18 protein-coding genes are annotated in these 23,974 nt (G+C 44.3%); 9 read left to right on the forward strand and 9 right to left on the reverse strand.

Features of this window, described 5'->3' with window-relative positions; translation table 11 throughout:
- Nucleotides 1-197: 197 nt before the first annotated feature.
- The 4 genes from SNR28_RS13085 to SNR28_RS13100 all read left to right on the forward strand — a co-directional run bounded on the left by SNR28_RS13085 (nt 198) and on the right by SNR28_RS13100 (nt 6,889).
- Nucleotides 198-1,118 (forward strand): carbohydrate ABC transporter permease, encoded by a 921-nt coding sequence (locus SNR28_RS13085; protein WP_375752981.1) that lies wholly within the window; start codon nt 198-200, stop codon nt 1,116-1,118.
- The gene (locus SNR28_RS13090; RefSeq protein WP_375752982.1) at nt 1,118-1,969 is read left to right on the forward strand and encodes a carbohydrate ABC transporter permease; all 852 of its coding nucleotides are present in this window, start codon (nt 1,118-1,120) and stop codon (nt 1,967-1,969) included. Before SNR28_RS13085 ends, SNR28_RS13090 begins: the two co-directional genes overlap by 1 nt.
- A gap of 178 nt (nt 1,970-2,147) precedes the next feature.
- Nucleotides 2,148-3,374 carry an ABC transporter substrate-binding protein gene (locus SNR28_RS13095; protein ID WP_375752983.1) on the forward strand — a complete coding sequence of 409 codons (1,227 nt, stop codon included), beginning with the start codon at nt 2,148-2,150 and terminating at the stop codon, nt 3,372-3,374.
- 401 nt (nt 3,375-3,775) lie between these two features.
- Entirely contained in the window at nt 3,776-6,889 is a 3,114-nt protein-coding gene (locus tag SNR28_RS13100; protein WP_375752984.1) for a beta-galactosidase, read from the forward strand.
- Between the two features lie 56 nt (nt 6,890-6,945).
- Here SNR28_RS13100 and SNR28_RS13105 read toward each other — a convergent pair whose 3' ends face one another.
- On the reverse strand, nt 6,946-8,004 hold the full coding sequence (locus SNR28_RS13105; protein ID WP_375752985.1) for a LacI family DNA-binding transcriptional regulator: 1,059 nt from the start codon (nt 8,002-8,004) through the stop codon (nt 6,946-6,948).
- A gap of 271 nt (nt 8,005-8,275) precedes the next feature.
- On the opposite strand from SNR28_RS13105, the gene SNR28_RS13110 reads away from it, so the two are divergent.
- From SNR28_RS13110 to galM, 5 genes are all read left to right on the forward strand, one after another.
- On the forward strand, nt 8,276-10,378 hold the full coding sequence (locus SNR28_RS13110) for an alpha-galactosidase (protein ID WP_375752986.1): 2,103 nt from the start codon (nt 8,276-8,278) through the stop codon (nt 10,376-10,378).
- Nucleotides 10,379-10,818: 440 nt separating this feature from the next.
- On the forward strand, nt 10,819-11,829 hold the full coding sequence (gene galE / locus SNR28_RS13115) for a UDP-glucose 4-epimerase GalE (RefSeq protein WP_375752988.1): 1,011 nt from the start codon (nt 10,819-10,821) through the stop codon (nt 11,827-11,829).
- 79 nt (nt 11,830-11,908) lie between these two features.
- A complete protein-coding gene (locus SNR28_RS13120; RefSeq protein WP_375752990.1) occupies nt 11,909-12,964 on the forward strand; it encodes a UDP-glucose--hexose-1-phosphate uridylyltransferase in 1,056 nt (351 codons plus the stop codon).
- A gap of 24 nt (nt 12,965-12,988) precedes the next feature.
- The gene (gene galK, locus SNR28_RS13125; protein ID WP_375752991.1) at nt 12,989-14,149 is read left to right on the forward strand and encodes a galactokinase; all 1,161 of its coding nucleotides are present in this window, start codon (nt 12,989-12,991) and stop codon (nt 14,147-14,149) included.
- Nucleotides 14,150-14,163: 14 nt separating this feature from the next.
- Nucleotides 14,164-15,237 carry a galactose-1-epimerase gene (gene galM / locus SNR28_RS13130; protein WP_375752992.1) on the forward strand — a complete coding sequence of 358 codons (1,074 nt, stop codon included), beginning with the start codon at nt 14,164-14,166 and terminating at the stop codon, nt 15,235-15,237.
- 143 nt (nt 15,238-15,380) lie between these two features.
- Here galM and SNR28_RS13135 read toward each other — a convergent pair whose 3' ends face one another.
- From SNR28_RS13135 to SNR28_RS13170, 8 genes are all read right to left on the reverse strand, one after another.
- Nucleotides 15,381-15,788 (reverse strand): C-GCAxxG-C-C family (seleno)protein, encoded by a 408-nt coding sequence (locus SNR28_RS13135; RefSeq protein ID WP_375752993.1) that lies wholly within the window; start codon nt 15,786-15,788, stop codon nt 15,381-15,383.
- Nucleotides 15,789-15,890: 102 nt separating this feature from the next.
- Nucleotides 15,891-16,889 (reverse strand): substrate-binding domain-containing protein, encoded by a 999-nt coding sequence (locus SNR28_RS13140; protein WP_375752994.1) that lies wholly within the window; start codon nt 16,887-16,889, stop codon nt 15,891-15,893.
- 166 nt (nt 16,890-17,055) lie between these two features.
- Entirely contained in the window at nt 17,056-17,724 is a 669-nt protein-coding gene (locus tag SNR28_RS13145) for a hypothetical protein (RefSeq protein ID WP_375752996.1), read from the reverse strand.
- A 77-nt stretch (nt 17,725-17,801) separates the two neighbouring features.
- Nucleotides 17,802-18,839 carry a hypothetical protein gene (locus SNR28_RS13150; RefSeq protein ID WP_375752998.1) on the reverse strand — a complete coding sequence of 346 codons (1,038 nt, stop codon included), beginning with the start codon at nt 18,837-18,839 and terminating at the stop codon, nt 17,802-17,804.
- A gap of 136 nt (nt 18,840-18,975) precedes the next feature.
- Complete coding sequence (locus tag SNR28_RS13155; protein WP_375752999.1) at nt 18,976-19,911, reverse strand: LysR family transcriptional regulator; 936 nt, start codon at nt 19,909-19,911, stop codon at nt 18,976-18,978.
- 144 nt (nt 19,912-20,055) lie between these two features.
- Nucleotides 20,056-21,189 (reverse strand): glycerate kinase, encoded by a 1,134-nt coding sequence (locus tag SNR28_RS13160; RefSeq protein ID WP_375753001.1) that lies wholly within the window; start codon nt 21,187-21,189, stop codon nt 20,056-20,058.
- Nucleotides 21,190-21,223: 34 nt separating this feature from the next.
- The gene (locus SNR28_RS13165; RefSeq protein ID WP_375753002.1) at nt 21,224-22,576 is read right to left on the reverse strand and encodes a GntP family permease; all 1,353 of its coding nucleotides are present in this window, start codon (nt 22,574-22,576) and stop codon (nt 21,224-21,226) included.
- A 186-nt stretch (nt 22,577-22,762) separates the two neighbouring features.
- Nucleotides 22,763-23,905 (reverse strand): sugar diacid recognition domain-containing protein, encoded by a 1,143-nt coding sequence (locus SNR28_RS13170; RefSeq protein ID WP_375753004.1) that lies wholly within the window; start codon nt 23,903-23,905, stop codon nt 22,763-22,765.
- Nucleotides 23,906-23,974 lie beyond the last annotated feature (69 nt).

The raw sequence follows: 23,974 nt of genomic DNA on the forward strand, positions 1-23,974 counted from the left end.
TTTCTAACACGATTTTCACTAAATTTTGTGGAAACGTTTACAAAATGACGTCTTTATTGTGCAAAAACGCAACTACCGTCCTATTATAAAACTCGTACGCTGTCGTATTTATACATTTCAAGCAGAAACGAGCGTTCGTAGTTGAGCGTTTAAGTGCGGTGAGTTAATACGATGTAAATGGTGGGAGTGTCGGAAAAATGGAGCGTTCAGTGAAAACGATCTACCCGGAAAACCGAATGCCTTCGGCAAAAAAGAAAAGGCGAGTTAGTTCAGCGCTATCCCCATGGCTATTTTTAGCCCCGGGTATGATAGTGTTTATGATCTATGTAATTTACCCAATCCTCGACAGTATTATGTTGAGTTTCTACGAATGGGACGGTCTTGGTGAGAAGATTTGGGTAGGCTTTGCCAACTATGGCGAGCTGTTTGACTCTGATGCTTTCTATACAGCGCTAAAGAACAACTTATACTGGCTTATCTTTTTTATGTTAGCGCCGCCAATTGGCTTGTTTATCGCACTGTTCCTGAACCAACAGGTGAAAGGGATTCGTGTTGTAAAGTCTCTGTTCTTCTTCCCGTTTGTAATTTCTCAGGTAGTAGTCGGTCTGGTATTCGCGTGGTTCTACGATCCTAAACTAGGGCTTTTAAATATTGCTCTTGGATGGTTTGGAATGGACCCGGTATCTATTCTGGCGGATGAGGATTTGGTTACGTTCGGTATCATTGCTGCCGGCCTATGGCCTCAGATCTCCTACTGTATGATTCTTTATCTTACAGGTCTGAATAACCTGGATCCTGAACAGTTGGAAGCGGCACGTCTCGACGGTGCGAAAAAGCTGAAGATGCTTTGGTACGTGGTTATTCCACAGCTTCGACCAGCAACCTTTATCGCAATCGTTGTAACCGTTATCGGTGCACTTCGTTCTTTCGACCTTGTGGCGATAATGACCTCCGGTGGTCCGTGGGGCAGCTCAACAGTACTCGCTTATATGATGTATGAAGAATCTATCTTTAACTATCGTATGGGTTACGGTGCAGCAGTTGCAGTAATGCTATTTCTGATTATGGATATTTATATCGCTTACTTCTTGTGGCGTATGTTGAGGAGTGAAAAATAATGTTTCCACAACCGATTGAAAAGTCTGGACGCTTTACCAACATAAGCTACCGTGTCGCTCTGCCTATTGCATTGATAATGTGGTTACTTCCACTTGCAGCAGTATTGATGACCTCCATTCGCTCTATTGAAGATATCAATAAGGGTAACTACTGGGGGATGCCGACAGACATCAACTTTATAGAAAACTACTCTCAGGTATTTACGGCTACACCAATGTGGCAATACCTGATGAACAGCCTGATGATCACCCTTCCGGCGGTAGCAGGTGCGGTTGCACTTTCTACATTGGCAGGATTTGCTTTGGCAAAATACCGCTTCAGAGCGAATATCTGGATCTTTGCGATGTTTATCGGTGGTAACTTTGTACCATTCCAGATTCTTATGATTCCTGTTCGTGATCTGACCATCAGTTTTGGACTTTATGATACTCACTGGGCACTGATTTTCTTCCATATCGCGTTCCAGTCAGGTTTTTGTACCCTATTTATGCGTAACTTTATTGTTGGTATCCCTGATGCCCTAATTGAAGCTGCGCGTGTTGAAGGGGTTAATGAGTGGAAGATCTTCTGGCATGTTGTTCTGCCACTAGTTCGCCCGGCATTGGCAGCACTGGCTGTACTGGTATTTACCTTTATATGGAACGACTTCTTCTGGGCATTGGTACTTGTTCAGAGTGATGAAGTTCGTCCAGTAACAGCAGGCTTGAGTGCTCTTAAAGGACAATGGCTGGCATCCTGGCAGTTTGTATCGGCAGGTGCAGTAGTTGCGGCCATCCCGCCAGTTGTTCTGTTCTTTACAATGCAACGCCACTTTATCGCAGGTTTAACTTTAGGTGCTACAAAAGGGTAATTGATTTGGCTAACTGGTTTCGGCTGGTTAGCTTTGTTAATTGGCACCACAAATAACAATGCCATGAGTTAGCAGTTTTATTCGTGGCTTTGGTATACCACCCTACAAATTGAGAAATAAGCTAAAAAATAGCAACCGGAACAGTTGAGCTTCGGCTCTATAACAAGGACCTCAATATATGAAATATGTGAAACATATTGCTGCATCTGCAGTGCTTACTGCTACTCTATCCGCCTCTGCTTATGCAGGAACGCTAGTCATTAACTCTGACCAGGCTGACCCAGCCCCTAAGGCTGCATGGGAAGAAGTTATCAAGCGTTTTGAAGCTGCTAACCCAGATATTACGGTTAAGTACAACTTGTATGATAAGGAAGCATACAAAACGACAATACGTAACTGGCTGGTAACTTCACCACCAGATATCGTTCACTGGTATGCGGGTAACCGTATGAAAACTTTCGTAGACCGTGGTCTTCTGGAAGATGTGAGTGACATTTGGCAAGACAACAACATGCTAAATGATTTTAAATCAGCAGCACCTGCGATGACAGTAAATGGTAAGCAATATGGTGTTCCATTTACTTACTACCAGTGGGGTGTTTACTACCGTAAAGATCTATTTGAGAAGTATGGTATTGCTGAACCTAAGACTTGGGAAGAGCTAAAATCCGCTTCTGCAACTCTTAAGAAGAACAATATCGCTCCGTTTGCTATCGGTACTAAGTACCTGTGGACTGCGGCAGGTTGGTTCGATTACATCAACCTTCGTACAAACGGCCTGGACTTCCACATTGATCTGATGGACGGTAAAGTTCCTTACACAGATGAGCGTGTTAAGAAGACAATGGCTAACTGGGCTGAACTTGTAGAGCCAGGTTACTTCCTTGAAAACCATGCATCTTACTCTTGGCAGGAAGCTCAACCGTTCCTATACAACGGTGAAGCTGCGATGTACCTGATTGGTAACTTCATTACTCCATTCTTCGCTGACGAAGTGAAAGATAAGATGGGCTTCTTCCAGTTCCCGGTTATCGATCCTTCAGTGCCAATTGCTGAAGATGCGCCAATGGATACTATCCATATCCCAGCTAAAGCGAAAAACAAAGCTGATGCTCGCAGATACATGGAGTTCGTGGCAACACCTGAAATTCAGGCACTTATCAACGCTAAGATTCTTCAGATCCCAACTAACTCTAAAGCACCTACAGTGGACAATGAGTTCCTGAACATTGGTGTTAAAGTTCTTGGTGAAGCAGACGGTACTGCGCAGTTCTACGACCGCGATACTGATCCAGCGATGGCGAAAGAAGGTATGAAGGGCTTCCAGGAGTTCATGGTTAAGCCTGAGCGTGTAGATTCTATCCTTAAGCGTCTTGAGAAAGTTCGTAAGAGAACGTTCAAGTAATAAGACTTTCCTAATAAACCGCAGCCTTCGGGCTGCGGTATTTCCAAACTTTTTTGAAGCTGGTTAATCAAAATGGTCGTAGGTGATACGGGTATTTTGATTGGCGCGCATTTGAGCACCTTTAATTCGTGTAATGGTGGGCTGTTGTTTACCGGATATGCCCGTAAATCATGGTGGTTTATTATTTGCCGGATGTACTCGCTTCCGTTGAGCCGCACAATAGATTTGGGTGGTTGGAGACAGTTAGTTCGCGAAGCATGCTCACTGCACCGAGTACAACCGGCAAATAAAATAAGCTTCGGTGCCACCTTATCTGAGATATGCGACTAAAAAATTTATAAAACAGAGGCAGAAAGCCCTAGTTCCATACAACCTAAAAAGGCTGTAGAGAGGAAAACACAATGATTACTTTTGAATCCCTTATAGCACGCCGGGACTGGGAAAACCCACTCTCGTATCAGGCGAATCAGCTGGCTGGTCATAGCCCGCTTCATCACTATGTCAGTCAGGATGATGCTCTTCAGAAAAAAAACAGTTCAAGGGTGAGTTTGAATGGAGAATGGAAGTTTTCTCTTTTCGATAAGCCTGAATCTGTGCCTGCTCAGTTTACTCAAATCAGTTTTGATGACAGCGAGTGGAAAGAGATTACCGTTCCGTCGAACTGGCAGCTTGAGGAAGCGGGTTCTTCTGACAATCCAATCTACGCCAATATTAAGTATCCTTTTGAGGTTAATCCTCCATTTGTTCCAGAAGATAACCCGACAGGCTGTTACCGAACCGAGTTTGAGGTCAGCAAAGCGGACCTTCTTCAGCAGACCCGAATTGTTTTTGATGGGGTGAATTCCGCTTTTCATGTTTGGTGTAACGGGGTTTGGGTTGGTTATTCTCAGGATAGTCGCCTGCCGGCAGAGTTTGATTTATCGAACCATCTTGTTGAAGGGGAAAACACCCTTGCTGTGATGGTGATGCGCTGGAGTGACGGTAGTTACCTGGAAGACCAGGATATGTGGTGGCTGAGTGGTATATTTCGCGATGTTACTTTGCTGGGAAAACCTAAATCTCATATTTCTGACGTATTTGTAAAACCACAACTGGATGCTTGTTATCGAGATGGCAAAGTTGAAGCTGAGGTGATTCTGGTTAATCCGGACGAGCATCAGGTTCAGATTCAGGTTTTTGATGGTCACAAAGCGGTTTCAGAGGTGGTTACCGAAACGACTCAGAACCGTATTGTTGACGAAAAAGGTGGCTGGGACGACAGGGTATACCTTTCTGTTGATGTTAAAGAGCCAGACCACTGGAGTGCAGAAGTTCCTAATCTTTATCGTTGTGTGGTGACCTTACTAGATAAGAGTGGCAAGGTTGTTGATATTGAAGCCTATGATATTGGCTTTAGAACGGTAGAGATCATCGGTGGTCAATTGCTGGTAAATGGTAAGCCTCTTCTAATTAAAGGGGTAAACCGCCATGAGCACGATCAGGTTAAGGGTCACGCGATAGATGAAGCGGGCATGATTGCGGACATTAAGCTGCTTAAGCAATCTAACTTTAATGCTGTTCGTACTGCTCACTACCCGAACCATCCGCGTTGGTATGAACTGTGTGATGAGTACGGTTTGTATCTTGTCGATGAAGCCAATATTGAGACTCATGGTATGTTCCCAATGGAACGTTTATCTGCGGATCCTCAATGGGCTGGTGCTTACATGATGCGTTTTACCAAGCTGGTGGAGAGAGATAAGAACCATCCGAGTGTTATCATCTGGTCGCTAGGTAATGAGTCTGGTCAAAGCACGAACCATAATGCCATGTATGCTTGGGCAAAAGAGCGCGATCCTTCCCGACCTGTTCAGTATGAAGGTGGTGGTTCAGATACCACTGCGACCGACATTATTTGCCCGATGTACTCACGTGTCGATCAGGACCAGCCATTCCCTGCGGTTCCTAAATGGGCGATTAAAAAGTGGATCAGTATGCCAGGTGAAGATCGCCCGCTGATTCTTTGTGAATATGCCCATGCAATGGGCAATAGTATTGGTAGCTTTAACAAGTACTGGGATGCGTTCAGGCAGTATCCTCGTCTGCAAGGTGGTTTCATCTGGGACTGGGTTGATCAGGGCATCAGTAAAACAGATGACAATGGCAAGCATTACTGGGGCTATGGTGGTGACTTTAACGATACGCAAAATGATCGTCAGTTCTGCATTAATGGCCTTATTTTCCCGGACAGAACACCTCACCCAACTCTGTTTGAAGTGAAATACTGTCAGCAACCATATCAGATCTCTTTAGAGTGCAGTGACAATGATGGTCAGACTATTCGTTGGAAGGTGAAGGTTATTAATGAACAACTATTCCGTTCCAGTGATAACGAAACCTTTATGTGGACGTTGCTGGAAGATGGTATGCCAGTTGCGCTTGATTCCTCTGAATTGGTTATTGCACCAGAGAGTGAGAAAGAGTGGGTATTTAGCTGCGCTTATACGTTAAAGTCTGGAAGCGATTATCAACTTAATATTGATGTGAAAACGCTTAAACCAAGTGCCTGGGCTGGGGCAGGTCATGTTATTGCTACCGAGCAATTTAAGGTACCTAACAAACTAAGCCTTTCTCCGAAGAAAAAAGTGAAGTCAATGGCTCAGGTTAAGTTGTCAGAGACAGACTCTCGTTTGATTGCTGAGGTGGCAGACAGAGCATTCAGCTGGAATATAGAGTCGGGTGAATTGGTGCAGATGAGCAACAAAGGCTTATCAATACTGGCTCAGCCGCTAAGTGATAACTTCTATCGCGCGCCGTTAGACAACGATATTGGTACTAGTGAAGCTGATTTTGTTGACCCGAATGCGCCCGTGACTCGTTGGGGGGAGATTGGATTAGGTCAATGGGATAAAGAACTGCTCTCTTTTGAGGTTAATGAGCTAAGCAAAGCCGTGATGGTTGTTAGTAAGTTCGCTTATCGAAATAATGATGAGCTGATGGCGGTAACCCGTTGGCAGTATATGTTGAACGGAGCAGGGGAGTTAACTATCGATATAGATGTCGAAGTTAGCGAGCATTTACCACCACTCGCGAGAGTTGGTCTGGAAGCGGTGTTAAATGCGAATACTGCAGGCAAGGGAGTATCCTGGTACGGATTAGGACCGTTCGAGAACTACCCGGATAGATTGTCAGCAGCGCGAACTAACTATTATCAGTACTCATTAGAAGAGATGTTTACACCTTATATATTCCCGACAGAAAGTGGCTTGCGTTGTAATAGTTCTCTGGTAGAGCTCGGTTGTTTGAAAGTTACCGGAAACAACTTCCACTTTGGTGTCAGTCAGTTCTCTCAGGACAAACTGGCTGCAGCGAAACATCCAAATGAGCTGGTGGCAGAAGATAAGGTTTACCTGAGAATCGATCATCAGCACATGGGGGTTGGTGGTGATGACTCATGGAGCCCAAGTGTTCACCCTGAGTTTTTGATTACTGATAAGAAATTCAGATATCAGATTTGCTTTGCAATGGTGAACTAATTTTGCGTCATTCCGTATTACGGGTGCGAGTATAGTACGGAATGACGAAGTTCAGACTATGGAAGCAACTGATGTATCTGATTTAACAGGCTTTGAATCTCTTTTTTATCGTAAAGAGATTCTTGCTTAACAGCCGTGCTTTGCCTTTCTATTAGTGATGTTGTTGCCATCATCACGCGTTTGTTTTCACTTCCATCCTGACCAAGAACAAATTCGACAGCTTGTTCACCAATCGCGACAAAATCCTGCCTGATAGTTGAAAGAGGAGGGCTGAAGAAAGCGGAATCTTCGGTGTCATCAAAGCCGATAACAGCAACATGTTCCGGTACTTTTATGCCTTGCTCATCTAAAGCTCTTAGTACTCCCAGAGCCATCTGATCATTGGCAACAAGTACAGCGTCAAAGGCTTCACCGCTGGTCAGTGCTTGTTTGGTATTCAGGTAACCACTTTTCGCCTGCCAGTCACCTTCTAACTGATGAACAATAGTCGCCTCATTGGCATTGATGGTGTCACTCCAACCCTGAAGCCTGAGTCTGGAAGCGTTAGAGTTTGTTGGTCCGCTAATCAGTACAAATTTAGTGCGTTTATGATCCAGCATTAACTGTGCTGAAGTTTGAGCACCTTCGTAATTACTGGCACTGACTGAACTGACATTTGTGTTGGGTGGAACATCAATAAAGACAAAGCTCATGTCCGGGAACTGCTTTACCAGTGCTTCCGCATCATGCTTCACCACATGAACATTGAAAATAATACTTTCAACTTTCTGCGATTTAAGCTCGCGAACCGCTAAGACCATATTGTCAAAAGAGGGATCCGGTACGATGGACAGTGATATACCAAACCCTTTTTTCTGAGCTTGCTTACGGATGCTGCTGGCGATCAATGAGATTCCATGTAAACCTATATCCAAAGTAATAAGACCGACAACACTTGCCTTTGCTCGGCTTAGTATTTGGGCACCCCGGTTAGGTACATAGCCAAGTTCATCAATGGCCGCCAGGACCTTTTTCTTGGTTTCCTCAGCAACACTAGAAGAACCATTTGTAACTCGAGATACGGTTTGTGTTGATACCCCTGCTAACTCAGCAACCTCTTTAAAAGTAACGCTCATCTGTACGGACTTATCCCAACATTCTGCAACACGAATCTTGATTCTATCATCAGCATTGCTTATTTGCCTATTGAATTACCATTGCATGGCTTTGAGTGTTTGTATGTTTTGCTTGTTAAATGTTTTCGAAAACATATTTTGTTGTTGCGTACGAATTCATTTCAGAAAATAGGAAGATCTTGATCACGAACTTGGTGGAGAGATCTGGAAATAATCCACAAATGAGCACATGATTACATCAAATGTTTTCGTAAACACTAAGGCTACAGAGATGAACAAGATCGTCCACTTAAAAAGTAAGAATAGCAGTCTGATTATTAAGGTTGACCGTATTCCGGAAATTCTGCATTGGGGATCTGCAATTAGTCAGATCGATGACGATCTTCTACTTTCGACGGAAAGACCAATCTCTCAGGCTCGTCTGGATGTGGACGTTCCGCTTTCGCTATGTCCGGAGCTTGGTAGTGGCCACTTTAATGCTCCAGGTATTGACGGTCATCGAACTGGCTATGACTGGGCACCTGTATTTGAAGTACAAGACCAGAGTGTCAGCGAAAACAGTGCTGCGTTTACGCTGCAAGATTCAGTAACTAATCTTCAGCTTGAAATCGAAGTAAAGCTAGACTTTGAAACCGATGTTGTACAAAAGCGAGTTAGCGTAACGAACAAAGGTGACTCAGAGTATTACCTGAACAAGCTAACTTCGACACTTCCTCTTCCTCACCATGCTAGCGAGTTAATGAGCTTCCATGGTCGTTGGAGCCGGGAGTTCCAGACACACAGACAATCTTTTGCTCATGGCGGATTCATGCAGGAAAACCGTCGTGGTCGTACATCACACGAAAACTTCCCGGGCCTTTTGATTGGTACCGATAACTTTAATGAACAAAGTGGTCTCGTTTGGGGCTTCCATCTTGGTTGGAGTGGTAACCACCAACTCCGTGCTGATGTGAAGAGTGACGGCCGCCGATTTGTACAGGCAGGTGAGTTGCTTCTTTCTGGAGAGGTGGCACTGAAAGAGGGTGAAACTTATACGACACCTTGGCTGTATGCGTGTTACAGCACGACAGGTCTAAACGGTATCTCAGATCGATTCCACCGTTTTGTGCGCAGCAATATTGTGAAGTTCCCAGTAGATAAACCTCGTCCGGTACACCTGAATACATGGGAAGGTATCTACTTTGATCATAAGCCTGAGTACATCATGCAGATGGCAACTGAAGCGGCAGAAATGGGGGTAGAGCGCTTTATCATCGACGACGGCTGGTTCGTTGGTCGTGATGGCGAGCGTACGGCGCTTGGTGACTGGTTCCTGGATGAGAAGAAATATCCAAATGGGCTCGAACCAGTCATCAAGCACGTCAACGACGCTGGTATGGAGTTCGGTTTGTGGGTTGAACCAGAGATGATCAGTAAAGACTCCATGCTCTACCGTGACCATCCAGATTGGGTGCTCGGATTGCAGGGCTATCATCAGCCTTCCGGTCGCTGGCAGTATGTATTGGATCTGCAAAACCCAGATTGTTTTGATTACCTATACGAGCGTCTGAACTCATTGTTGACTCAGTACAATATTGCTTATCTGAAATGGGATATGAACCGTGAACTGGTTCAGCCTGGTCATGAAGGTCGCCCAGCGGTTAATGGCCAGACAAAAGCCTTGTACAAATTGCTTGATAACCTGCTCGAAGCGCACCCGGAAGTAGAAATTGAGTCCTGTTCGTCAGGTGGCGGCCGTATTGACTATGAAATTCTGAAACGTACTCATCGTTTCTGGGCATCTGACTGTAACGATGCACTGGAAAGACAAACTATCCAGAAGGGTATGAGCTACTTCTTCCCACCAGAAGTCATGGGTGCACACATAGGTCCTGATGAGGCACACACAACCAGCCGTATGCACCATATTAATATGCGAGGCATGACAGCACTTGCCGGACATATGGGCGTTGAGTTAGACCCGGTTAAAGAGTCGGCGGAAGAGAAGAAGGCGTTTGCTCATTACATTGCTCTTCATAAGCAGTATCGCGATCTGCTTCACTCTGGACGCAGCTTCAGACTGAATGCTTCTGATGGTCGACAGAATATCTACGGTGTGATGAATGACGACGAAATGGTGATTACCGTTTGTCAGTTAGCAATGCCGGATTACGCCTTGCCAACACCACTGCGTATCAGCTGCATTGATACAGAAGCTACCTATGAAGTGAAGCTAGTCGAGATGCCGACAACCAGCTTCCAGTTGATGAAGCAACGCCCTAAGTGGTTGGATAAAACTCTGACGTTAAGCGGCGATAACCTGAAAGAAGTGGGTCTAACTTTGCCAATTCTCGATCCGGAGTCTGCTTTGATGGTTTACTTCAAAAAGATCTAAATTTTACTCTGACCTAAGGCGTGCCTGAGGAGATAGAGTTTTCACTGTGCTGTTCCATTAAGGGGGGACAGTGCAGTCTTTTTATTCCAAGCCTTACACAAAGTGTAAGGCTTTCTTTGTATTTAAAGTAAAGTTATTGACCACTCAAATTCCATAAAATGAGACATTGCTTCCGGTGTAACTAGTACGGCATCTATAACGTGCAAGCGTTTACAAGGGCTTCTTGTCTATTTGCTGACACTTCCTCGACTCCTTTTTCTACATATAGTTGCAATATGTTTCCTTTAGAGTGAAAAATTGTGGAAACGTTTACACTAATTTGAGTTTGATCACAGCATAAGCGACGAATAGACTCTAAACTTCATACAAGCTCAATGAACAATCCAGGGTTCGTTGAAATTTATTTAGCGGCGTGGGTAACACGCCAAAGAGAGGCAAATGTGAAAGTTCTAGTAACAGGTGGCATGGGCTATATCGGCAGCCACACATGTGTGCAGATGTTAGAAGCAGGCATGGAACCAATCATTATCGATAATCTTTGCAACAGCAAAACTGAAGTGCTTGCACGCATTGAAGCGCTGACTAACCGTCGCCCGGAGTTCTACGAAGGTGACATTCGTGATGAAGCTCTGTTGGATAAGATTTTTAGCGAACACGACATCAAATCAGTGATTCACTTTGCTGGTTTAAAAGCGGTTGGCGAATCTGTTGCAAAACCTCTTGAGTACTACGACAACAATGTGAATGGTTCTCTTGTATTGGCACGAGCAATGCGAAAAGCAGGTGTTAAGAGCATCGTGTTTAGTTCATCTGCGACTGTTTACGGTGATCCAGAAGTGGTGCCAATCACAGAAGATTCACCAGTTGGCGCAACAACTAACCCATATGGCCGCAGTAAATACATGGTTGAGTGTGTTTTCTCTGACTTCTTTGATGCGAATGACGACTGGAGCATCACGCTACTTCGTTACTTCAACCCTGTAGGTGCGCACCCGTCAGGCACTATGGGAGAAGATCCACAAGGCATTCCAAACAACCTGATGCCATTTATTGCGCAGGTTGCAGTAGGCCGTCGCGAAAAACTATCTGTGTTTGGCGATGACTACAACACGCCAGATGGTACTGGTGTTCGTGACTACATCCACGTTATGGATCTGGCAGATGGTCATATCGCAGCACTGAAATCAGTAGGTGAAACGGCTGGCCTGCACATCTACAACCTGGGCACAGGTAACGGTTCAAGTGTGCTTGAGATGGTCGATGCGTTCGGCAAGGCTTGTGGCAAGCCAGTACCTTACGAACTATGTCCACGACGTCCGGGCGATATCGCTGAGTGCTGGGCAAGCACGGCTAAAGCTGAGAAAGATCTTGGCTGGAAAGCGACCCGTAGCGTGATGGAAATGACTGCAGACACCTGGAATTGGCAGTCGAAGAACCCTCAGGGTTACTAATTTAATTTACTAATCATCGGGTGTCCGTTACCTGGAAATTAACGTGGCACCTGAGTTTTTACAAAATTTGAGAGCTTGTATGTCTGATATCAAATTCGATCCGGTTGATCATCCTCACCGTCGTTATAACCCGTTAACGGGCCAATGGATTCTGGTTTCTCCACACCGCGCAAAGCGCCCTTGGAGTGGTCAGGACGAAAAACCTTCAACTGAACAACTGCCTTCATATGATGAAAATTGCTTCCTTTGTGCAGGGAACACTCGTATTTCTGGAGATAAAAACCCTGATTATGAAGGAACTTACGTTTTCGGTAACGACTTTGCAGCCTTGATGACTGATTCTCCGGATGCACCTGAATCAGACAACCCACTATTTAAAACACAAGGTGTTCGCGGTCTTAGCCGCGTAATTTGTTTCTCCCCTGATCACAGTAAAACGCTTCCAGAACTGCCAGTGAATAAAATTCGCGGTGTTATTGATACCTGGGATGAACAGATCGAAGAGTTGGGTAAAGAGTACCTATGGGTTCAGGCCTTTGAAAACAAAGGTGAAACCATGGGTTGTTCTCAGCCACACCCTCACGGTCAGATTTGGGCGAATAGTTTCCTGCCAAATGAGATTGAGCGTAAAGAGAAGAATTTAAAAGAATACTACGAAAAGTATGGTTCTAACCTGCTGGTTGACTACGTACAAGCAGAGCTGAAAGACGGTGAGCGTACAGTGGTAGAAACCGAGCACTGGATTGCTGTTGTTCCATACTGGGCGGCATGGCCATTTGAAACTATGCTTCTGCCTAAGACGCACATTCGTCGTATGAGTGAGCTTACTGATGAGCAGCGTGATGACCTTGCTGTTGCAATCAAGAAGCTAACCAGCCGCTATGACAATCTGTTCCAGTGTTCATTCCCATACTCAATGGGTTGGCACTATGCACCTTTCTTCGAGGAAGGTACAGATATCGATCATTGGCAGCTACACGCACTTTTCTATCCACCACTACTTCGCAGTGCAACTGTACGTAAGTTTATGGTGGGCTATGAGATGCTTGCTGAATCTCAACGTGACCTGACAGCAGAACAGGCCGCACAGAAACTACGCGATTTGAGTGATGTTCACTACAAAGAGCAGGAATAAATCTATTACTAAAGAGACAGAATTATGACAACTTTATCCACTAGCGTTAAACAGGCATTTAGCTCCGTTTTAGGGTATGAAGCGACTCACCTTATTCAGGCTCCTGGTCGCGTAAACCTGATTGGCGAACACACTGATTATAACGATGGTTTCGTACTTCCTTGTGCAATCAATTATCAGACAGTGGTGGCTGCTGCAAAACGTGATGACAACATTGTACGTGTTGTTTCCGTTGACTATGGTAACGCAACTGACGAGTTTGACTTAACAAAAGAGATTGAATTTCAACAAGACAAGATGTGGGCAAACTACATTCGTGGTGTTGTGAAATTCCTTCGCGCTCGCGGTTTTGAGTTCAAAGGAGTTGACCTTTCTGTAAGTGGTAACGTGCCACAGGGTGCCGGCCTGAGTTCTTCTGCTGCTTTGGAAGTGGTTATCGGACAGACTTTCAAAGAGCTTTATAACCTTGAGATCAGTCAGGCTGAAATCGCACTGAATGGCCAGCAAGCAGAGAATGAATTTGTAGGCTGTAACTGCGGCATCATGGATCAGCTGATTTCTGCTGAAGGTAAAGAGAGCCACGCGCTGCTAATTGATTGTCGTTCACTGGAAACGACAGCGGTTTCTATGCCTGAAGACATGGCGGTTGTGATCATCAACTCAAACAAAAAACGTGGGCTGGTTGATAGTGAGTACAACACTCGCCGTGAACAGTGTGAGCAAGCTGCGCAAATATTTAATGTAAAAGCGTTACGAGATGTTTCTATTGATGAGTTTAATGCTAAGGTTAACGAACTAGATCCTGTTGTGGCAAAACGTGCCCGCCATGTGATTACTGAAAATGACCGTACTGAAGAAGCGGCAAAAGCATTGATTGCCGGTGATATGAAGCGTATGGGTGAGTTGATGGCTCAGTCTCATGCTTCTATGCGCGATGACTTTGAAATCACAGTAAAAGAGATCGACTACCTGGTTGACGTTGTTAAAGAGGTTGTTGGCGACAAAGGTGGTGTACGTATGACAGGTGGTGGTTTTGGTGGCTGTATTGTCGCTCTTGTTCCACCTGCGTATGTGGATGATATTAAAGCTACAGTTGAAGCTAAATACGAAGCAAAAACTGGCCTTAAAGAGTCAATCTATGTGTGTCAGGCGAAGGATGGAGCTGGCTTAGCCGAAGTACTTTAAGCTAAAGGAACGTCATGGCTGACACATTAGAAAAAACAGAATCGTTAGAAAAGACGATGACAAGCGAGGCGACCTTTGATGGTCGTCCTGCTATTTTGGTCACACTGAAAAATACCTCAGGAATGAGTGTGACCTTTATGGATATTGGAGCAACGTGGCTCAGCTGTAAGGTACCGGTTGCCGGGGAAGAACGCGAAGTGCTTCTCGGTGTTTCTACAATGGCTGATTTTAACCGTCAAGCTTCCTATATGGGTGTTTCTGTTGGTCGTTATGCCAACCGTATCGCTAAGGGACAGTTTGAGATTGATGGCAATCAGTATCAGGTAGAGACCAATCAGGCAGGCAATACACTGCATGGTGGTCCTGATGGGTTTAACAGAAAGCGCTGGGATATTAGCGAGCAAACAGATGACTCTGTTCGTTTTAGCCACATTTCTCCAGATGGAGACCAAGGTTTTCCTGGAGAAGTCAAAACATCAGTAATCTACAAGCTGACGGAAGATAATAGGGTTTCAATCTGTTATGACGCTGAAACCGATGCGCCCACACCCGTAAACCTGACCAACCATGCCTATTTCAATCTGCTTGGTACGGATACAGGAAACAACTGCAAAGAGCACATTGTAGAAATTGATGCATTGCACTACCTGCCAACCAATGAAGTAGGTGTACCCCTTGGTGAGCTTGAATCTGTCGAGAGTACCAGCTTTGATTTTCGTAATCCGAAGGCAATTGCTACCGATCTTTTAGCCGATGAGCAGCAAAAGAATGCGAAAGGTTATGATCACTCATTTTTGCTTAATCCAAAGCGTGACTTGGCAGGGGCAGCAGCAATCGTTTCTTTGTCTGATGACAGCCTGAAAATGAAGGTTTATACCACGAAACCAGCTATTCAGCTCTATACGGGTAACTGGCTTGGTGGGACTCCGAATCGAGTTGGAGGAGAGTATCCGGACTATTCTGGTGTTGCACTTGAAACTCAGTTTTTGCCAGATTCTCCAAATCATCCAGAGTGGCCACAGGCGAGTTGTGTGCTAAGGCCTGGAGAGAAATATAGTTATACCACCGATTATCAATTTGAGTTTTGATGCTGTTTTAACTTGATGACAGGTTAAATTGGTACCTTGTTAATTAGGTGTATAGGTAAATAGAAAAGCCCTTCTGAGATTAACTCCGAAGGGCTTTTTAATATCATTTTCTGAACGAATACACACGATCTAGTACATCTGAATCAGGGTTTTAGTAACATATCCACTTCGCGGATCTTTCGATCAAAGATGTAGTCAGGATCGTTTTTGTCGATGGCGACAACATGTTTTTCAGCAAGCTCTGTTGCCTTTTTGACATATTCCCGGCACTTGCACTCGGTTGTTTTTATGTCCTGACAGAGTGAAGAGCCAGTCTCTTTTACAAAACCGTCGATGACGTTATTGTTGGCTTCGCTTTCTCCCAATACCATCTCTACCGCATAAAGTGCACCACAAACCCCACCTTTTGCTCTGCCACCACCGGCAACCTGAGCGGATTTAATAGTAAGGTCTGTCATTCCCGATTCAGGTTGAAATGCCTTTAGAACTGCCTGAATACAGTTTAAGCCTTCTTCACCATGGAAAAGCTTTGCTGCTTGTTCTTTTTTCATAATCTAAACCTAGCCAAACTCAAATCTGCTTAAAATATTAGCACCCTTTCGTTCAACTAGTTTGATATATGACAGTTTTATCAATTCTTGATAGGTGCAATTTTACTGTTTTTCTACCGACATCCGTCTAACGATGGTTGGAGAGAAACGGTTCGCTTCCTGCTCAGTTTCGTTACCCTGCGCAAGCTCTAAAGAGAGTCTTGCTGCTTTTTCAGCCATTAACTGGATTGGGTAGCGAATCGTCGTCAGCTTAGGATGTACGTATTTTGCAATTAATCCATCATCGAATCCGACAATCGACATCTCCTGTGGCACTTTGATGCCATTTTCTTCAAACACAGATATTGCACCGGCCGCCATGTAGTCGTTATAGGCAACAACAGCAGTAAACGGCACTGATTTAGTTAACAGGTTTGTTGCGGCAATTTCACCACCTTCACTGTTTGGTTCACCGTACTCAATAAAGCTTTTTGGTGCATCAAGGCCATTATCACGCATCGCTGACAGATAACCTTCGATACGCTCATCGGCATCCTCAATTTGGTGTTGAGATGCGATATGTGCAATTTTCTTATGTCCATGACGGATCAAGAACTCGGTCGCAAGGTATGAACCTTTGCGGTTGTCCAGAGAGATACAACGATCAGCAAGCTCAGGGATATGGCGGTTAATAACAACTAATCCCTTTACCTCATTGGCATATTCAATAATGGTTTCATCAGAAAGAGCTTTCGAATGGATTATCAGTGATTCACAGCGGCTGTTTATCAGAAGCTCGATCGCTTCTTTCTCATCTCTCTGGTCGTGGTAACCGTTACAGATAAGTATATGTTTTCCGTGTGCCTGAGCGATGTTGTCGATCGCCTTGACCATGGTGCCGAAGAATGGGTCAGATACATCCGCAACAAGTACACCGACAGTGTTTGTACTTTGGTTTACCAGTGCGCGGGCATTAGCATTTGGTCTGTAACCGAGCTTTTTCATCGCTTTTTGTACAGACTCAATGGATGTCGCACTTGCTTTAGGGGATTTATTAATCACTCGTGACACAGTTGCCACTGATACGCCAGCTTCTCTTGCTACGTCTTTTATGGTTGCCATTCTTTACACCAGCTTATGAGCTATCTACTTCTAATGCTCCTAATTAAACGCTTTGTGTAATTTTTTTCAATGAAATAGTTCTCATAAATGAATTTTTGTTTTTAACTTATTGATTATTAAGGATTAAAATTAGTGTAAACGTTACATGAATTGCTATAAATCTCAACTAAAAATCGAAACTTAGCCCGAACTCTATACTGTCTTCGCGATCTTCAAAGTGGGTATAGGTGATAGAAGGGCGGAGATAACTCAGATTAAAAGCTGCCACAAGTTCGTGATACCTAAAGTTTGTTTTAGTGCCTTCAACAGGAATATTAGGTAAGACGTATCGGTTGTTCTTTGTGCTAAGTTCCTGATTAAATTTATAGATCCAATCGATTTGATTAACCGGGCTCCATATAAAGCCAGCGCTGTATTCGAAGGTATTAGCACGCTGGTTTTCCCAACACCATTCATTCAAACAGCTCTCAGTTGAAAGCTTGTGGTTGTAGTGGATATCCCCTATGAGTGTCCAGTCTTCGTGGAGTATTTTTGCCCCAAAGATACCAGTGGAAATCTTGTGTTCGCTTATTTTGATTGTATTTTCAGTGTAATAGGTCATACCTGAATAAATCGAGTAGCCAGTACCCACTTCCCAGCTTAAGTCCGTATCGATATCTCCGAAAACTCGGAACTCGTCACTTAGGTAATAATTCGCATCCAGTGTTGCTACGGTGTTTCCATTGTTTTGGGAAAAGCTAATACCAAAAATATTGGTGAATTTTTCAATACTTTCAATAATATCGTTCGCTGACGCAGGGATAGATAGAAGCGTAAGTAAAAGGAGTCGCCACATAATTACTGCACTTTAAGTGGTGCATTCCTTGCAGGAGAAAGCCCCTATCCAAAGGGGCCTGATATAGGGGAAGTTGTTTAACCGTTTATTCGTTGGTTAATCACAGTTCGAGCACGCTGTAGATTATTTTGATCAATATTTTGAATCTTGCTTCTGTCTAGATTTTTCACGGCACTTTCCGCTTTTTTTCTATCTATTCTGGTGACGACACCTTCCTGGTTAACCATCACCCAGGTCTCTCCGACCTTAGCGAAAGTATTGTCTAATCGATCATGAGAGATGATCTCAGTTTCGTATTGCTGTATTCCATCTTTGGTGTACATGAACAACTGGCCATCTTTGTAATCCATCGAGCCGATCACTTCACCATTTACTTTTATCAAAGCCGTATTTCTTTCACTGTCTATATCAGTGATTTGAATATGATGTTTTTCAATACCGCCATCTACTACAGGTAAATCATTATTGGGTGTATCAAAGATATGGCCTTTGCCGATGACACCATGTTCGTTGATGTGGAAGTCCTGACCTTTGATTCGGATGTTGCCGTTACCTAAATCCAGAACATAGATATCGTATCGATCTTGCGTAGCGGTATGAATAGTGACTTTACCATTGTCATTGGTGAATGTGCCTGCAGTTTTGCCGTTGACGATAATTTCGTTGTCGTTAACCTGAACATGATGTTTATTCATACCACCATCTGCTACAGGCAAGTCGTTATCTGGGATAGGATGGGTTGGTAATTGATCGCCCGGTGTAGTCTCTATTGGATTAGAAATGCTAGGAAAAACCGGTAGCTCATCACCACTCGTGCTGCTTGAATTTGTACTTAGTAGGCCTGCAACCAGTGCAGCTGAAGTACCGCCGATAACCGCCCATGTACCATTAGATTGTTTCTCGTAGGCTACATATTCATAAGCAACTACATCACCAATTTGTGCATCTGAGTAAAGAGCATCTAGGGCCGCTTGAACAGAAGCATCGATTGATACCATTTGTTCTGTGATCAGCTTTTCTGTTTCAAAATTTGCAGCTGCAACATCCACTTTTTGTGCCAGTGCATTAAAAGAAAGTGAAGAGATCACTGAGATTGCGATAATTGTTTTTTTCATTTTCCGTACTCGTAAATAGATTAATAAGTAGTAACTAAGCCATCAGTCGTTGCTAGTGCTCCTGATATGGGAAAATATTATCTATTTGTATGAGTAGGCTCTATTCGATTGTTGGAATGTGCGTATTAACTAGAAGTTAATACGCGCTGTGTTCGGTAAAGACTCGCTTCACGATACCAGAGAGCCACTTCAAAACCGGATCTTGTCGATTTTTGTAGTGGAAGAATATGGAGATATCAAACTGAAAGGACTCTTTTGGTACGTAAAAGTCAGCGGCAGAAAGCTGAGGGTGTCGCTCAAGATGGAAGTACTGGCTGGACGGAAAAATAATGTCGGAGTCAGAGATAACTTCAATAATAGCTGATGGCAGTTCCGAGCGAAAAACGATCTTAGGCGTTACTCCTGATAGTTCTTGTTCGATAATTCTGCTGGCATGGGAGCGTTGGATATTCCAGTCAGCAGCGATCAAGGTTGCTATTTGGAACTCAGCAATATTCTCAAGGGTAGTTCCTTGCTCAAATAAGGGATGCTCTTTTCTCATATAGAGCCGGAACTGATCATGGGCGACTTTCTTTGTGACTATCTCTTTTGGAGTGTCCGGTAACTCATAGTTCACCCCAAACCGGATATTACCATTTTGAATATCTTCGATGGATGTCTTCGACCAGTTCACCAGATGCAGTTCCAGATCAGGTGCTTGCTTGTTTATTTCAGTAAACAGGTCTTTCCCGATTGCTTGTAACAGAAAGGGAGAGACTGCTATTGAAAACTCACCATGAAGAACGGAAGGATCGAACTCGCGCAGAGCATTTATGTTGAATGCAAGGCTGTCCAGCAGCGGGAGTATATTATCGTGTAGCTTTTCAGCAAATGGAGTGGGAGACAGGCCAGAGGGTACTTTTACAAACAACTGATCATCAAAATGATCTCTAAGGTTGTTTAAAGATTTAGTCAGGGCGGGTGGCGATACATTAAGGCGGACAGAAGCTTTCTGAAGATTACATTCCTGATAAATTATCTGAAAAGTTTTCAGTAAGTTCAGATTTAAATTTCGAAACAGATCCTTTGCCACGTGCTCACTCCTCCAAAAAGCATGCTAACCAGTATATAGGTTGGAGGTATGAAAAACAGTACGTTAGAAATAAATAAGCGTCAGTATTGTTTAACACTGACGCTTATTGCTTTCGGCCTAACTAGGCCAGGGGTTGCGGAGAAACTATTTATTTATTGACCAGATTCGTGCAACGTTCTCAGCCAGATTTGCAAGGTTGATGCCTGACTCAGCAAAAGCAGTTGGAAGATCCATCGCCCTTGGGACTGCAGCAAATACCGCTTCAATACCTATGTCATAAACCGCCTGATAGTTTTCACCAACGCAGCCGGACATGGCTATCACAGGCACTGAGTGCTTTTTCGCTTCACGGGCGACACCCATAGGTGTTTTCCCATGTACAGTCTGCCAGTCAATTCGACCCTCACCAGTAATGACCAAATCAGCACCCTCGATGCGTTCACTTAGCTGAACGGTTTCAACAACAATATCGATACCCGCTTTTAGTCTTGCTGAAGTAAACCCGATAAGAGCGGCACCCATACCACCGGCAGCACCCGCTCCCGGAACATTGACCACTTCTTTGCCAAGTTGAAGCATGACCTTCGCTCCGTAGTGTTTTAGCCCCTGATCCAGGTAGACAACATCGTTAGACGTAGCCCCTTTCTGAGGACCAAATGTGGCCGAGGCACCGTGTTCACCACAAAGTGGATTATCAACGTCACAGGCAACCAGAATGTTGGTTTGTTGCAATCTACTATCCAGCTCATCGACATTAATATCACGGATTTGGGCAAGCCCTGCTCCGTTTGGTGTCACCTGATTTCCTTCGCTATCAAGAAACTTCGCCCCCAAAGCGGTAAGCATCCCGATACCACCATCATTGGTAGCACTTCCTCCAAGGCCAATAATCAGTTTGGTTATACCGCTATCCAGAGCGTGCTTAATTAACTCTCCGGTTCCCAGGCTGGTAGTTAGCTTAGGATCCCGCTTGTCAGACGGTACATGGTGAAGACCACTTGCTGCTGCCATCTCAATGACCGCTGTGGCGTTGTCGCCAAGTATTCCGTAAAACGCATCTACAGGAGTATTTAGAGGACCAGTAACAGAAAGTTCTACCAACTTTCCATCGGTTGCATCAACCAGTGACTGAACCGTACCTTCGCCACCGTCTGCAACGGGTACATGAACAAACTCCGCGTCCTGCCAAACTCTTTTCAGACCAGTTTCTACTGCCTGACACACTTCTTTCGCTGTTAAGCTCTCTTTGAATGAATCGGGGGCGATAACTACTTTCATATTTGTAATAACCTTATTTGTGAATAACGACTTCTTACAGAAGTACCAGGCTAAGGATATAAACCAGTGTCATCGCTGTAATACCCTGTACAAGTGTTGCCATTGTTTGAGCGCGGTATGCGAGGCTAACACTCATACGGCTGAACTGAGATACAACCCAGAAGAAGCTGTCGTTTGCGTGAGATACTGTCATTGCACCAGCACCGATAGCCATAACAGTCAGGACACGACCCATTTCAGAGTCAAGGCCAAGCTGAGCCAGCATTGGAGCAACAAGAGCAGATGTGGTTACAAGTGCAACGGTTGAAGAACCTTGTGCAGACTTAAGTGCTGCTGCTACGATAAATGGCATAAAGATACCTACACCAAGAGCCGACAGTGTTGCACCCAGGTATTCGCCCAGTGGTGTTGCTTTTAGTACTGCACCGAACGCACCACCGGCACCTGTGATTAGCAGGATAGGAGCCGCAGATGTGATGCCCTGGCTGATACGCTCACTGAACTCAGCAACCTTGTTTTCAGACTTAAGCAAACGAATAGATAGGAACAGGCCGATAATTAGAGCTGTCAGAGGCTGGCCAAGGAAAACAAGCACATCGAACAGAGCACCTTCGCCCAGTGGTGCACTTGGGAATTTAGCGATTGAACCAAAACAGATTAGTAGGATTGGAACGAAGATAGGAGCGAACGCCTGGCTTGCCGTTGGAAGCTCGCCATAAGCCGCTTTAAGCTCTTTCCAGTCCTGGTGTAGTTCTTCTTCATTTTCTACGTTGTCAGGGTCAACGTCTTTAAAGCGGTTCGCCCAAAGCATACCAGCCAAAGCTGCAACAGCACCAACGAATACACCGACAGCAATCACTAGGCCAAGGTTAGATTCAAGGCCAAGGTTACCTGCTGCTGCAATTGGACCTGGTGTTGGTGGAACAAAAGTATGAGTCGCATACAAACCTGTTGCTAAAGCAACACTCATCGCAACACTGGAAGTCTTCAGACGTTTAGCCAGAGACTCTTTTAGAGAGTTCAGGATTACGTAACCTGAGTCACAGAATACAGGAACCGATACGATGTAACCGATGATGCTCATGGTTAGCGTAGGGAAGCGGTCACCAAGAACTTTGATTACTGTGTCTGCCATGGTGATTGCGGCACCACTCTTTTCGAGAATGATACCGATGATAGTACCGAGTACGATAACAAGACCGATGTAACCTAGAATACCACCAAAGCCGCCGGCAATAGTTTTAGCGATAGTTGCGGAAGGTAGGCCGTAAGCAAATGCAGCCAGAAAGGCGGCCACTATTAGCGCCAGGAAAGGATGTAATTTAAATTTTGTCGTGGCGAGAACGATAAACGCTATGACACCCAATAAAATCAATATAAGACTCATGTTTCACTCCGTTATAGTTATGAGCAGGCTGCTAAAAAAGTGGCAGCCATAACTCTTGTGAATTTGTTTTGTGATTTTGGTACAAATTCTATAACTATTATCTATGGGTCAGAGTGGAATTCCTTCGGGCGAGTAAACAAAATTTTTTGTGTAAAATAACTTCATTTTTGTTCATATGAACAAAAACTAACTGGATTTGTTGATCTGGATCGCTATATACAGCTCTACCAGGCCGGCGAAGGTATGAGGTGATATTTTTGTGATCTCTTCGACTTTGTTAAGGCGGTATCTAAGTGTGTTTCTATGTATAAACAGTGAGTTAGCACATTTTTTAAGATTGCCGTCACACTTAAATAGTGTAATTAATGTTTTTATCAGTTGGCCGGATTTATCGTTTGCGTTTAATTTAACAATTGGTTCACATAATTGTTCACCTTGCCAGTTGTTCGCCAGAGGGGATAACAATACCGGTAACTGATTGGAATCAAAGAGATGCTTGTTACTGTCAGGCATGTTTTTTTTACCAAACTGAATGACCTGTTTGGCACTTTGGTAGGACAGGTGGATCTTCTTAGGTTCAGCAAAATATTTTCCAAGCCCGACATGAACGTCGAAAATGCCGCTGGCATGTAAACGCTCGATAAGCTTATCAATTCTCTCGCTTTCTGACTGTCTGAACCCTTCTACATCTTCTTTTTTGTATGGCTTTAGTACAACAACTTCGTTCATGGAAACAACCGCAACAAGGTTGTCCCTGTATGGATATTCTAAAATATCAACAACTTGCCTTATATCTTGAAGACTTACATCCCGGCTGCCAGATAGGAACTCGATAACCGTTGCAACTCTTGGCTTATTCAAATCGATGTTCAATCGGGAAGCCCAGTTGTGCAATTCTGCCTCATTTAAGTTGTTACTTATCCAGGCGGTAATAAACTCTTCTTTGTGGCGTTTGTCCCATTGCAGTTGTTCTGTCAGAGCGGCTTGTTCCACAATCATCTCTGCGGTCATCTTAACCAGATTGGCATAACTGCGGATGGTATCAGGGTCGCCAGTGATACCAACGACACCAATGACATTCCCCTGATTTTTAAGTAAAAGATTGATCCCGGGCTTAGCGCCTTTTAATGTCTGACAGGTTTCTTCAGAAAGCTCAACAGTATCCCCATGTTTTATTGCTAATAGAGCACCATCGTGTAAATGCCCGATTCGGTGCGCATCACCGCTGCCGATAATAATACCTGCATGGTTCATTACGTTGATGTTGTTACCGATAATGTTCATGGTGCGATCAACGATCTGTTGGGCAAGTTGGTGCTCTAAAATCATATTCGTTCCGAATGTCTTTAGCTTAGGCTGGTAAAACTTCGTTCATTCTATAAAGAGTTGCTTATTTTT

This window comes from Vibrio iocasae (assembly GCF_042245395.1).
Classification (GTDB): domain Bacteria; phylum Pseudomonadota; class Gammaproteobacteria; order Enterobacterales; family Vibrionaceae; genus Vibrio; species Vibrio iocasae.